The 13044-nt window shown below is 69.6% G+C and carries 12 protein-coding genes; 4 read left to right on the plus strand and 8 right to left on the minus strand.

The window, feature by feature from the left end; all coding sequences use genetic code 11:
• Window position 1: 1 nt before the first annotated feature.
• Both QE428_RS05190 and QE428_RS05195 read right to left on the minus strand, forming a co-directional pair.
• Complete coding sequence (locus tag QE428_RS05190) at window positions 2–1429, minus strand: CCA tRNA nucleotidyltransferase (protein ID WP_307466567.1); 1428 nt, start codon at window positions 1427–1429, stop codon at window positions 2–4.
• A 65-nt stretch (window positions 1430–1494) separates the two neighbouring features.
• The gene (locus QE428_RS05195; protein ID WP_307466570.1) at window positions 1495–3018 is read right to left on the minus strand and encodes a methyltransferase; all 1524 of its coding nucleotides are present in this window, start codon (window positions 3016–3018) and stop codon (window positions 1495–1497) included.
• An 80-nt stretch (window positions 3019–3098) separates the two neighbouring features.
• Between QE428_RS05195 and QE428_RS05200 the strand changes: the two genes are divergently transcribed.
• The 4 genes from QE428_RS05200 to trxA all read left to right on the plus strand — a co-directional run bounded on the left by QE428_RS05200 (window position 3099) and on the right by trxA (window position 8308).
• Window positions 3099–5201 carry a DUF6049 family protein gene (locus tag QE428_RS05200; RefSeq protein ID WP_307466573.1) on the plus strand — a complete coding sequence of 701 codons (2103 nt, stop codon included), beginning with the start codon at window positions 3099–3101 and terminating at the stop codon, window positions 5199–5201.
• Window positions 5201–6817: a murein biosynthesis integral membrane protein MurJ gene (murJ, locus tag QE428_RS05205; protein ID WP_307466576.1), complete on the plus strand. Its 1617-nt coding sequence runs from the start codon at window positions 5201–5203 to the stop codon at window positions 6815–6817. The genes QE428_RS05200 and murJ overlap by 1 nt, the downstream gene beginning before the upstream one ends.
• 100 nt (window positions 6818–6917) lie before the next feature.
• Window positions 6918–7910 carry a thioredoxin-disulfide reductase gene (gene trxB / locus QE428_RS05210; RefSeq protein ID WP_307470647.1) on the plus strand — a complete coding sequence of 331 codons (993 nt, stop codon included), beginning with the start codon at window positions 6918–6920 and terminating at the stop codon, window positions 7908–7910.
• 74 nt (window positions 7911–7984) lie between these two features.
• Entirely contained in the window at window positions 7985–8308 is a 324-nt protein-coding gene (gene trxA / locus QE428_RS05215) for a thioredoxin (RefSeq protein ID WP_018187790.1), read from the plus strand.
• A 10-nt stretch (window positions 8309–8318) separates the two neighbouring features.
• Here trxA and QE428_RS05220 read toward each other — a convergent pair whose 3' ends face one another.
• From QE428_RS05220 to QE428_RS05245, 6 genes are all read right to left on the minus strand, one after another.
• Window positions 8319–9389 (minus strand): hypothetical protein, encoded by a 1071-nt coding sequence (locus tag QE428_RS05220; RefSeq protein ID WP_307466580.1) that lies wholly within the window; start codon window positions 9387–9389, stop codon window positions 8319–8321.
• Window positions 9390–9439: 50 nt separating this feature from the next.
• Window positions 9440–9775, minus strand: a complete 336-nt coding sequence (locus QE428_RS05225) for a tryptophan synthase subunit alpha (protein WP_133398929.1) — start codon at window positions 9773–9775, stop codon at window positions 9440–9442.
• 50 nt (window positions 9776–9825) lie between these two features.
• Complete coding sequence (locus QE428_RS05230) at window positions 9826–10806, minus strand: ParB/RepB/Spo0J family partition protein (protein WP_091358015.1); 981 nt, start codon at window positions 10804–10806, stop codon at window positions 9826–9828.
• Window positions 10806–11735, minus strand: coding sequence for a ParA family protein (locus tag QE428_RS05235; RefSeq protein ID WP_307466588.1), 930 nt, complete (start codon window positions 11733–11735; stop codon window positions 10806–10808). Before QE428_RS05235 ends, QE428_RS05230 begins: the two co-directional genes overlap by 1 nt.
• A 162-nt stretch (window positions 11736–11897) precedes the next feature.
• Window positions 11898–12542, minus strand: coding sequence for a 16S rRNA (guanine(527)-N(7))-methyltransferase RsmG (gene rsmG, locus QE428_RS05240; RefSeq protein ID WP_307466590.1), 645 nt, complete (start codon window positions 12540–12542; stop codon window positions 11898–11900).
• Window positions 12535–13038: a R3H domain-containing nucleic acid-binding protein gene (locus tag QE428_RS05245; RefSeq protein ID WP_091358024.1), complete on the minus strand. Its 504-nt coding sequence runs from the start codon at window positions 13036–13038 to the stop codon at window positions 12535–12537. The genes rsmG and QE428_RS05245 overlap by 8 nt, the downstream gene beginning before the upstream one ends.
• Window positions 13039–13044 lie beyond the last annotated feature (6 nt).

The raw sequence follows: 13044 nt of genomic DNA on the forward strand, positions 1-13044 counted from the left end.
GTCAGGCTCGCGCGGCCCACCAGTCGCGCAGGCGCTGCTCGGCGACCTCCGGCTCGACGACGCCCTCATCGAGGCGGATGTCGAGCAGGAACCGGTACGCCTCGCCCACCTCGCGACCGGGGCGGATGCCGAGGACCTCCTGGATCCGGTTGCCGTCGAGCGCCGGGCGCATCGCCTCGAGCTCCTCCTGCTCGGCGAGCTGCGCGATCCGCGTCTCGATGTCGTCGTAGGCCGACCGCAGTCGCCCCGCTTTGCGCTTGTTCCGGGTCGTCACGTCGGCGCGCGTCAGGATGTGCAGCCGCTCGAGCTGCTCGCCCGCGTCGCGCACATAGCGGCGGACGGCCGAATCGGTCCAGGCGCCCTCGGCGTACCCGAAGAAGCGCAGGTGCTGCTCGATGAGCTGACACACGGCATCCGTCGTCGCGCCGTCGAACTTGAGCGCCTGCAGGCGCTTCCGCGCCATGCGGGCGCCCTTGACGTCGTGGTGGTGGAAGCTGACCGCACCGCCGGGCTCGAGCTTGCGGGTCGCCGGCTTGCCGATGTCGTGCAGCAGGGCCGCGAGCCGCAGCGTCACATCGGGCGCCTGGCCCGGATGCCGCTGCTTCTCGAGGTCGATCGCCTGCGCGAGCACCGTGAGCGAGTGCTCGTAGACGTCCTTGTGGTGGTGGTGCTCGTCGACCTCGAGCCGCAGCGCCGGGACCTCGGGCAGGAACAGCTCCATGAGGCCGGTGTCGACGAGCAGACGGATGCCGCGGTCCGGCGCGTCGGTCGCGAGAAGCTTCACCAGCTCGCCCTGCACGCGTTCCGGGCTCACGATCGACAGGCTCGGCGCGAGGCGGGTCATCGCCTCGAGGGTGGCCGGGTGGACGTCCATGCCGAGCTGGCTCGCGAAGCGGGCGGCGCGCAGCATGCGGAGCGGGTCGTCGCCGAAGCTGACGTCAGGGTCGGTGGGCGTCCGCAGCGTCTGGCCGACGAGGTCCTCGACGCCGCCCGTGGGGTCCACGAGCGAAGGGCCGGGGATCCGCAACGCCATCGCGTTGACCGTGAAATCGCGCCTGACCAGGTCCTGCTCGAGCGCGTCGCCGAACTCCACGGTGGGCTTGCGGGTCGCGCCGTCGTAGCTGTCGGCACGGTAGGTCGTGATCTCGACCTGCTCGCCGCGGACCTTCGCACCGATCGTGCCGAAGGCGCGGCCGATGTCCCACGTCGCCGTCGCGAGGGGTTTCACGATGCGCAGGATGTCGTCGGGACGCGCGTTCGTCGTGTAGTCGAGGTCGTTCACCCTGCGCCCGAGGAGCGCGTCGCGGACGGGTCCGCCGACGATCGCGAGCTCGTACCCGGCATCCGCGAACGCACGGGCGAGCGCGGCCGAGACGGGAGCCTCGGCGAGGGCGCCCAGGCGCGCGAGACCCTCGGCCATGTTCAGCATGCCTACGAGCCTACCGAGCGGCGCCTCGGGCTCGAGTGGGAGCCGGCGGCCCGCGCGCCGGCCGGTCACCCCAGCCGCAGGAACCCGGTGAACACGAGCTCGCGCACGCGCGGCAGCAGGTCCGCGCGGAGCGCGGCGGCGTCCACCTCGAGCAGGTCGGCGATCGCGTCGATGAGCACGCCGAGCGGCAGGTCGCCGTCGGACGCCCCCACGAGCGCCGCGAGCGCCGGGTCGACGTTCAGCACGCGGCCGAAACCGCCGCCCTGCTGCAGCTCGATGACCGACGGCTCCTCCGCGCCCGGGCGGTGGTGACGGGCCTCAGTGACGTCCGAGCCGACGACCACGGTCGTCTCGGCGAGTGCGTCGTCGTCGAGCAGCCCGAGCCGGTCCCACGCCGCGAGCGCCTCGCCCAGGTGCGTCCCGAGGGCGCTCCCCACCGGCTGGGTGACCCGTTCGTACCGGGCGAGGGGCGGCATCCCGATCGGCGTCCGCCGAAGCAGCAGGTACCCGAACCCGACCGAGGTCACGCCGCGCTCGGCGAAGTCGGCGAGCCACGCGTCGATGAGGCGGGCGTAGTCGGCGCTGCCGGGGGTCGTGCCGCCGTCGCGCACCCACAGCTCCGCGTAGGCGAGCGGGTCGAGGCGCTCCCGTTCCACGATCCACGCGTCGAGCGGGTGACTGGATGCCGCGACCCACGCCCGCACGCGCTCCAGACCGTCGGCATCCTCCCGGTACTCCCAGTTGCCGAGCAGTTGCGCCGTCCCGCCGGGGGCGAGGACGTCGCCCACACCCGACACGAACGCGGCGACGAGGTCGTCGCCCGCGAAGCCGGCATCCCGGTACTCGTACTCGGGCACTCCCGCGACGCGCGGGGTGATGACGAACGGCGGATTCGAGACGACGCGGTCGAATTCCTCGCCGGCGACCGGTTCGAACAGGCTGCCGTGGCGCACCTCGACCCCGTCGACGTCGTTCAGGGCCGCATTGAGCAGGGTGAATCGCAGCGCGCGCTGCGAGATGTCCGTCGCGACGATGCGAGGCGCGCTCCGGCGGGCGCGAAGGGCCTGGATGCCGCATCCCGTCCCGAGATCGAGGACACGCTGCGCGGGCGTGTCGAGCTGCAGTCCGGCGAGTGTGAGCGACGCACCGCCCACCCCCAGGACGTGTCCCGTCGGCAGGGCGCCGCCGAGCGCCGCCTCGTCGAGATCGCTCACGATCCACCACTGGCCGGAACCCGCGGCATCCGAGTAGTCCTGCGGACGCAGCAGCGCCGTCGGGGTGACCGCCTCGCCGTCGGTGCGAACCAGGCCCAGCCGCTCGAGGGCCGCAGCCCGCGCCGTGGGGAGTGCGGCGTCGACGTCGGCGACGGATGCCGGGTCGCCCAGGAACAGCAGACGGCTCAGGACCGCCAGCGCGTCGGTGCGGTCGGACAGGGCCCGGCGGGCGGGAGCGAGCAGTCCGCGGCCGATCGCATCGTCGGCGAGGGGACCCCACGCCGCCCGCACCGCGTCGGCCGTGTAGCCCGCCGCGGCGAGGTCCGCGCGGAGCGCGACGATCGAAGAGGGGTCGGGATGCCGGGAGTCGCTCACCCGTCCATTCAACCGGCCCTCGCGCCCAATCAGGGGCTCTGCAGGGCGGTGACCCTAGAATCGCTCCCGATGGTGCGGTCATGGATCGCACAGGAATCGACCTCTTCATGACCTTCATCTCGCCTGTTCCGGGCCGACGTCCGCCGCGCCGATCCCGTTGGCTCCGCGCGGCGACGGCAGCGACCGCCGCCATCGCCCTGAGTGCCCCCGCGCCGCTCGCCTTCGCCGCCGTCGAGGACTCCGGCGAGGAGCAGCCGCCGACCGCGGTGCTCGCGCCGACGAACAACGGCATCCTCCCGGCATCCGGTTCCCTCACCCTGACCGTCACAGCCGACAATCCGGGCAGGGAGGCCCTCGCCGCGGGCGACGCGACCTTCGAGCTCGGAACCCGGCCATTGACCACCGGCGGCGCCCTCAGCTCCTGGCTCGACAGCGGGGCCGCGGCGGTCCCCTTCGACGAGGTCGGCGAGACTGGTGTGCCCGAGATCGCAGCGGAGCAGTCAGCATCCGAGTCGGTCTCCGTTGACACCGACGACGAGATCTTCGACGACAAGGATCCCGGGGTCTACCCCGCGCGCGTCGTGTACCGCACCGGCGACGAGACCATCCGGGCTCGGACCGTCGTCGTCGTCCCGCGTACCGGCGAACCGGCGAAGCAGGTCGGCGTCGTCGTCCCGATCACCGCCGGCCCGCAGTCGAGCGGGTCACTGAGCGCGGACACGCTCAGAGCGCTGACCGCGGACGACGGCGATCTGCGCGGCCAGCTGAACGCGGTCGCCGGCACCGATGCGATCCTCGCGATCGACCCGGCGATCACCGCATCGATCCGCGCGCTCGGCTCCGCCGCTCCCGCCGACGCCGTCTCGTGGCTCGACGAGCTGATGTCGCTGCCCAACGACCGATTCGCCCTGCAATACGGCGACGCCGACCTCGCCGCCCAGGTCGGGGCGGGTGCGACATCACCGGCGCAGCTGGCCTCGTACACGGCCTACCTCGATGCCGCGAACTTCGCCGCCGCGGGGGCTGCCGCGGGAGGCGCGACTCCGGAACCGTCGCCGACGCCCGGTGCGGTCACGGTCCCCACGCTCGACGAGCTGCTCGACGTCGGCGCGGACCGCGACGCGGTCTTCTGGCCGGCGACGGGCACGGCCGGCGCCGAGACGGCGACCGTCCTCGGCGCCCTCACCGGGACGACCGACACGCCGGTGACCCTGCTCCCGAGCTCCGTCGTCCGAACGGATGCCGCGGCTCACGCCACCGCCGACGGCGCTGATCTCCTCGTCTACGACCGGGACCTGTCGGCCCTCCTCGAGCAGGCATCGACCTCAGCCGACGACATCGCCCGCGACAACGCCCTCGCCGAGTACACGGCGCGGGCGACGCTCAGCAGCCCTGCCGGCTCATTGCTGGTCACGGTGGACCGCGCGAACGGCCGCTCCGAGTCCGAACTCCGCGACGCGATCCAGGCCGCGACGGCGTTGCCCGGGTGGACGACGACCGACCTCGACGGCCTGCTCGCCGAGAGGCCCGCTACCGTCCGGCTCACCTCGATCGCTCCCGATGAAGACCGCATCGCGATGATCGACGACTTCCGCGACGCCCAGCCCGGCCTCCGGCTGATCGCCGGTGTGCTGGAGGACCCCGCCCTGCTCGCCTCATCGGAACGCGCGACGGAGCTGCAGCTCCTCGGCAACGCGTGGCGCGACGATCGCGAAGGATGGGATGCCGCGGTCCAGGCGCAACGCGACCGCATCGACACCTGGACCGACGGGGTGGCGCTCGTCCTCGGCGGTCCGATCACTCTCGCGGGCTCGTCCGCTCCGCTCGTGTTCACGGTGCGCAACGACCTGCCGTGGCCGGCGCGCGTGAATCTTCTCGCGACGCCCGGTGACGCGCGCCTCGTGATCGAGTCCACGACCGAGGTGAGCATCGGAGGGCAGCAGACCAGCCGTGTCGCCGTCCCCGTCTCGGCACTCGTGGGCAGCGGGGAGTCGTCCGTCGGCCTGCAGCTGCGGACACCCGCCGGTCTCGACATCGGTCCACGGGAGACCGTCCAGGTCTCGGTGCGTGCGGAGTGGGAATCGGTCGCCGTCGTCGTCCTCGCCGTCCTCGTCAGCGTCCTCCTCGTCTTCGGCGTCGTCCGCACGATCCGGCGTCGTCGACGGATGCCGGTGGACGCCTGATGGCCGGCCTCGGCCGCGCGAGCGCCACCGTCGCCGCCGGGACCATGGCGTCCCGGCTCACGGGCCTGATCCGCAACATCGTCCTCGCTGCGGCACTCCCCGTCGTCGCCGGCGGTGCCGCGGACGCGTTCGCGGTCGCCAACGCGCTCCCGAACACGGTTTTCAACCTGATCTCGTCGGGCCTGCTCGCGGGCGTCATCGTGCCTCAGATCGTGAAGGCGGTCCGCACGCACGACGACCGAGGCGATGCCTTCGTCTCCAAGCTCCTGACGCTGGGGATGGTCGTCATGGCCGTCGTCACGGTCATCGCGGTGATCGCCGCGCCTCTGCTGATCCTCCTCTACGGCGGCAGGTTCACACCCGAGAAGCAGGCGTTGACGCTCGCCCTGGCCTACTGGTGCATCCCGCAGGTGCTCTTCTACGGTCTCTACGCGCTCGTCGGCGAGATCCTGAACGCGAACCGCGTCTTCGGTCCGTACGCGTGGTCCCCGATCGTGAACAACGTCGTCTCGATCCTCGGCTTCGGTGCGTTCATCTGGATGTTCGGCCCGCACACCGAGGTCACCGGCTGGACGCCCGGCATGGTCGCCGTGCTCGGCGGAACCGCCACGGCCGGGATCGTCCTGCAAGCCGTCATCCTGCTGTTCTTCTGGCGTCGCGCCGGGCTGCGCGTCCGACCCGACTTCCGGTGGCGCGGCCTCGGACTCGGCGACATCGGTCGCCTCGCCGGCTGGACGTTCCTGATGGTCGTCGTCGGTCAGATCGCGGGCGTCTTCCAGGTCAACATCGTCGGCGCGGCGTCCGGCACCGGCGCCGCGAATGCGAGCCTCCAGTTCGCGTGGCTGCTGTTCATGCTGCCGTTCTCGGTCATCGTGCTGTCCCTGGGGACGCCGTACTACACACGTCTCAGCGAACACGTCGCGGAGGGTCGCACCGACCAGGTGACCCAGGATCTCGCGTCGCTGACCCGGACGGTCGGGATATTCATGGTCGGCGTCCTCGCGGCCATCGTCGCGGCGATCGTGCCGTTGTCGCGGATCTTCACCGACAGTCCTGACAACGCCGTCGCCTTCGCCGCAGTCCTCGGCGCCTACCTCGTCGCACTGCTCCCCCTGTCGTTCCAGTTCGGCCTGCAGCGCACGTTCTACGCCTTGAAGGACACCCGCACCCCGTTCGTCTACACCCTCGTGCAGGCGGTCCTCGTCGTCGCGTCCGCACTGATCGCCAGCGCTCTCGTCGGTGCCGACCTGCTTCCGCTCGCCTGGCTGGCCGTCGCGATCGCGCTCGGGCAGTCCGTGGCGAACATCGTCCAGTTCTCCCTTGCCATCACGCTTCTCCGGCGCAAGATCGGTCCGCTCGGCCTGAGCGGCGCCGCCCGCGCCGTCATACGGTTCGCACTCGCGGCGATTCCTGCGGCGGCGGCCGGCGTCGGCGTCTTCCTCTGGGCCGGCGGTGTCCCGGGGTGGACCACGACGAACGGGCTCACGGGCTTCCTCGGCGCCGCCCTCATCGGCGGTGTCACCCTGGCTGTGTACGCCGCCATCCTCGCCGCGTTCCGCACTCCCGAGCTCGCCACGGCGGGCCGTGCGCTCCGCCGCTTCCTGCCCGGCCGCTGACACGAACGCGCGTCCCCAGGCGACGTGGAATGCCACGCGGCTAGCATTGGTTGGACGTGTCGGGGCGAGGAATTCCGCCCCGATGGAGAAGGGATTCATCGTGCGCAAGGTCATCATCATCGGCTCGGGCCCCGCGGGGTACACCGCGGCCATCTACGCAGCCCGCGCGAACCTGTCGCCGCTCGTGGTGGCGAGTTCGGTCGAGGCCGGCGGTGAGCTGATGAACACCACCGAGGTCGAGAACTTCCCCGGCTTCCCCGAGGGTGTCATGGGCCCGGACCTCATGGCCAAGATGCAGGAGCAGGCCGAGAAGTTCGGCGCCGAGGTCGTCTACGACGACGTCGTCTCGCTCGACGTCTCGGGCGACATCAAGAGCGTGACCCTCGGGCGCGGCGAGACTCACGAGGCCGAGGCGATCGTCTTCGCCACCGGCTCCGCTCCCCGCAAGATCGGCATCGAGGGCGAGACCCGCCTCTCGGGTCGCGGCGTCTCCTACTGCGCGACGTGCGACGGCTTCTTCTTCCGCGAGAAGGTCATCGCCGTCGTCGGCGGCGGCGACTCGGCGATGGAAGAGGCGACGTTCCTCACCAAGTTCGCGTCGAAGGTGTACGTCATCCACCGTCGCGACGAGCTCCGCGCCTCCAAGATCATGCAGGACCGGGCCACGGCAAACGAGAAGATCGAATTCGTCTGGAACAGCGAGGTCATCGACGTGCTGGGTGAGGATGCCGTGACCGGCGTCCGCCTCCGCGACACCGTCGACGGTTCCGAGCGCGACCTGGCCCTGGACGGCGTGTTCGTCGCCATCGGCTACGACCCGCGGACCCACCTCGTGCACAACGTCCTCGACATCACCGAGCACGGAACGGTCTGGGTCGACGGTCGCACCTCGAAGACCTCGGTCGCGGGTGTCTTCGCCGCCGGTGACGTCATCGACCCGACCTATCGCCAGGCGGTCACCGCCGCCGGCAGCGGCACGGTCGCCGCTCTCGACCTCGAGCACTACCTCGCCGCTCGCGGTGACGCCGGGGCACCGGCGACGGACGCCTCGATCATCGACGGTCTCCCCGACGCCGAGGCCGACGCGGCCTGACCGCGGAACAATCGCGGCATCCGCTGCGTTCTCACCACTGACACGATCGTGTCGACCCCTAAGGAGACAGACATATGACCGCCAAGGCAACGAGCGAGAGCACCTGGCAGCAGGACGTCATCGACGCCGAAGGCCCCGTGCTGGTGGACTTCTGGGCCGAGTGGTGCGGACCCTGTCGCATGGTCGGGCCTATCCTCGACGAGATCCAGACCGAGAACCCCGAGAAGATCACGGTTTTGAAGCTCAACGTCGACGAGAACCCGCAGCTCGCCATGCAGTACCAGATCACGTCGATCCCGGCGATGAAGGTCTTCAACAAGGGTGAGGTCGAGAAGACGATCATCGGTGCGAAGCCGAAGTTCGCCCTCCAGCAGGACCTCGCCGACTACATCGGCTGAGACCCCCGCTTCACGAAGGACCCGCGCGACCCCGGTCGCCGGGTCCTTCGTCGTTTCGGGCGGCGTCACCGCGGATCCGCCGCACCAGCCGCGCCCAGAGGGACGGCCGAGTCGGATGGGTCTGTTCCCAGACCGCTCGTCGGATGCCGGTGCGCTCGATGTGCTGCGAACCGGGCAGATCGTCGACGGTGATACTCCCCCGCAGGAGCTGCACCGTCTGTCGCGGCAGGCTCAGGGTCGCGACGACGGCGTCGAGCAGAGCATCGTCATTCGGGTGATCCCGCAACGCGTCGAGCGCCGCGGCATCCGTCCCCCACTCGGCCAGTGCCGCCTGCGGATCCCGGGGACCGCGACGTGCGCTCAACCAGAGGTCGGCGCGAGCCAGCACCCGCTGCACGTCGGCGATCTCGCCCGCTCCCGTCAGGACGCCCTGCCAATCCGCTCGCCACGAGGCAGTGAGATCCGGGATGCCGCGCATCGCCCAGCGTCCTTCCGGTGGCTCGTCGTCGAGCGCGATCCGGCTGTAGACCTCGACGGTGAGCGCCCCACCCTCCAAGGACAGCCTCACGACCGGGCGCTGCGCGGGCGGCCAGTCCATGTGCGCATCGCCGTGCGTCTGCACCAGGTGCATGTCCCCTGCCGGCACGACGCTGAGTGAGCACTCGAGCTGCGCGGCGAGCCCCCGTCGCCGCTCCGGATCGATCGGCACGATGCCACCCACGACGAGGATGCGAGAGGGCGTTGCCACCGACGGTGCGACACGCGACGAGTCGCCCGATCCCCGTCGGCGAGCGGATGCCGCCAGCACCACCGAGCCTCGCTCGAGCCGCAGATCGGCTTGCCACTCCTCCGCGAGTGCGGCGATGATCGGCGACGGATCCGCAGGCACGAGTCGCCCTCCGTCATCCGTGGTGATGAGCCGGCCCCAGGCATCCACGGCGACGCGGACGAGGACCCGCTCATCCTCCAGTGCGGTGACCGCGGGCACACCGCGTGTGAAGAGGGATGCCGCGATGCGCTCGTGTGTCAGATCCCGCCCTCCACGGAGATCGAGATCGGCGATCAGAATCGATCTGGACACGTCCCGACCGTAGCCCGCTCGGGTGAACGGCAATGTTTCACGTGGAACATTCAGGAGGCGCGGACGGACACATTCCAGGTTCGGTGCGGCTCACTGCCGAGAAGGCGCCACACGGAGGCGCTCAGAGCCGGGTAGTCGAGTGCGATCTGACGCAGAACGCGGTAGTTGCGAGCCTCGGTCGGACGCTGCCCGCCATCGGAGGCGATGTTCTCGGCGCGCAGGGTCAGCACGACGAGCTCGTCGACGGTCGGCAGGTCCTCCATGAAGGCCCAGGGGTCCTCGCCGTCGCGGAGGCGTTCCTCGACCAGGACCGAGAGCTCATCCGATGCCTCCGCACGGAGTACCTCGAGACTGGCCCGTCGAGGAAGATGGGGACGATCACTCACTTTTCAAGCCTACGCTCGGACGCTGAGCGCGAGGCCCGCAGGGCACAGAATCAGGACGTGCCGAACTCGGTTTCGCCGAGCTCACCGAGGATTCGGTTCAGATCCTGGATCGTAGCGAAATCGATCGTGATCTGGCCTTTCCGTGCCGTCAGTGCGATCTTCACCTTCGTGTTGAGTCGGTCGCCCAGCCGCTCGGCGACGTCGTCGAGGTGGGCACGGCGCGTCCCCGCCTTCGGCAGTGGCCGGACTCGGTTCCCGATGGTCTTCGCCGCAGCCTCGGCCGCGCGCACGGACAGGTCCTCATTCACGATCTTGTCGGCGAGTCGCTGCATCGTGTCGACGTCGTCGACCGAGAGGATCGCGCGAGCGTGGCCGGCGCTCAGCACTCCCGCCGCGACTCGTTGCTGCACCGGCACCGGCAGGCGCAGGAGACGGATCGTGTTGCTGATCTGCGGGCGCGAGCGGCCGATCCGAGTCGCGAGCTCTTCCTGGGTGATCCCGAAGTCCTCGAGGAGTTGCTGATACGCCGACGCTTCTTCGAGCGGGTTCAGCTGTGACCGGTGGAGGTTCTCGAGCAGCGCGTCGCGCAGGAGGTTCTCGTCCTCGGTCTCGCGCAGCACGGCGGGAATCGCCGTGAGGCCGGCCTCCCGTGCCGCACGGGTACGACGCTCACCCATGATGAGCTCGTACTCTCCGTCCTCGTTGCGGCGAACCACGACCGGCTGCAGGACGCCGAACTCACGAACGCTGTGCACGAGCTCGGCAAGATCATCCGCATCGAAATTCGTGCGCGGCTGGCGGGGGTTCGGAACGATGGCGTTCGGGTCGACCTCGATGAGGCGGGTTCCCGGAACGGCGACCAGGTCCGCGTCGGCCTCTGTAGCGGCAATCGACTGCTGCTCGGATCCGTCGCTCTTCGCCTCCGGCACTGATGCACCCGGGAAGAACACGTCCACGGGACGGGCTTCTGAGGAATCCTGGGTGGGAATGAGGGCGCCGATGCCTCGGCCCAGTCCGGTTCGCTTGGCCATCAGCCGGCTCCTTCTTCTGTTCTCTGCTCGTTGCCGCGGCGCGCGATCTCTACCGCGGCTTCGCGATAGGCGACGGCGCCGGCGGATTGTCCGTCGTAGGCGATGACCGTCTGTCCGAAGCTCGGGGCCTCGGATACGCGGACCGATCGCGGGATGACTGTCTTCAGGACCCGTTCCGGGAAATGTTCGCGCACCTCGTCTGCCACCTGCTGCGCGAGACGGGTGCGGCCGTCGTACATCGTCAACAGGATCGTCGACAGGTGCAGCGCGGGGTTGAGGTGCTTCTGGATCATCGAGACACTGCCGAGCAACTGGCTGAGGCCCTCGAGCGCGTAGTACTCGCACTGGATCGGGATCAGGACCTCGGTCGCGGCGGTGAAAGCGTTGATCGTGAGAAGTCCGAGCGACGGAGGGCAGTCGATGAAGACGAAGTCGACATGGTTCTCACTCAGATACGCGTCCAGGGCCGTTCGCAGGCGATGCTCGCGGGCGACCTTGGAGACCAACTCGATCTCAGCACCCGCCAAGTTGATGGTCGAGGGGGCGCACAGCAGATTCGGGGACTCCGGGCTGGTCTGGATGACATCCGCCAGCGGCTCATCGTCGATGATCACGTCGTAGATGCTGGCCACGTCAGCGCTGTGAGGGATCCCGAGGGCGGTCGACGCATTTCCCTGCGGATCCAGATCGATCACCAGCACACGGGCACCGATCGATGCGAGGCCAGCGGCGAGATTCACGGTCGTCGTGGTCTTACCCACGCCGCCCTTCTGGTTCGACACGGTGAGCACGCGGGTCGTGCCGTCGAACTCGACCTCGATCGCCGCCAATGCCTTCCGGCGCGACGTCAGATTCGCCAACTCGCGGGCGATCGGACTGTCGTCGAAAGAGAAGGGTGCGGGAGAGGTGGTGTTCTCCGAATCCGGCACCTGGTACTCCTGTCGTGTCGAGGACTATTCCACTGTAGTCGAGGCCTCCCCCGTCAGCGGATGAGCCTATGTTTCACGTGAAACGTGCGTGGCGGGGTGTTTCACGTGAAACATCGACCGTGCCAATCGCGCGGCACTGTTTCACGTGAAACATGACGGGTGTCAGCGCACAGTCGCGCGGATCACCCGTGTCGGCTCCTCGACGATGCCGTCGCCGATGGGCTCGACGCGGACATCCGACAACCGGAACTTGCGGACGATCTTCTCTGCTGCCGCGATCTCGTTCGCCGCGTTCGCGCCCTTCAGCAGGACCAACTCCCCGCCGTTCCGAACGAGCGGTGCGGTGATGGGGATGAGCGTACGGAATGCACTGACCGCGCGCGCCGTCACCGCATTCAGAACAGGACCTTCCGTCCAGTCCTCGCCGCGCGCACGGACGATCTCGACGTTGTCGAGCTCCAGCGCGTCAGCCTGCTCGGTCAACCAGGCGATGCGCCGCTCCATCGGCTCGATGAGCACCCAGCGCACGTCGGGCCGCGCGATCGCGAGGACGAGGCCGGGGAGACCCGCACCGGATCCGATGTCGCCGACGCGAGATCCTGCGGTGAACAACGGAGCCGCAACGCCGCTGTTCAGAATGTGGCGCGTCCAAATGCGGGGGAGTTCGAGCGGACCGATGAGCCCGCGTTCCTCGCCCTGTGCGATCAGCGCTGCGGTGAACCGACGCGCGAGATCAACCCGATCGCCGAAGACGGATGCCGCGGCATCCGGTTCAGCCTCGGGTGTTTCACGTGAAACATCACCCACGGCGGAGAACCGTGTGGCGGTCCGCACCTTCGCCGTAGGACTCGGACACCAGGCCGTGTTCTGCGGCGATGTCGTGCACGAGCTTGCGCTCGTAACTGGACATCGGCGGGAGCGATGCCTGCGAGGCACCGTCGTCGAGGCGCTCGAGGGCTCGCTCGACGAGCTTCTGCAGCTGGCCTCGACGGGCGTCACGGGATCCACCGACGTCCAGGATGAGACGCGAGAAGCGTCCCGTCTTCGTCTGCACAGCGATGCGGGTGAGTTCCTGAAGCGCCTGCACCGTGTCGGGATCGGCGAGCAGCGACAGCGCGCCGGCCTGCTCGTTCTCGACCGAGACGTAGGCGCGGCCCGCACGCACGTCGAGCGTCAGGTCGCCGTCGATGTCGGCGATGTCGAGGATCCCCTCGACGAAGTCGGCCGCGATGTCGCCTTCCTGCTCGAGCTCGTCGACGGTGGGCGCGGGGCGGGCGCCGGCGGTGTTGTCAGTCGTGGTCATCGTGAA

It is taken from the genome of Microbacterium sp. SORGH_AS_0505 (assembly GCF_030818715.1).
Lineage (GTDB): Bacteria > Actinomycetota > Actinomycetes > Actinomycetales > Microbacteriaceae > Microbacterium.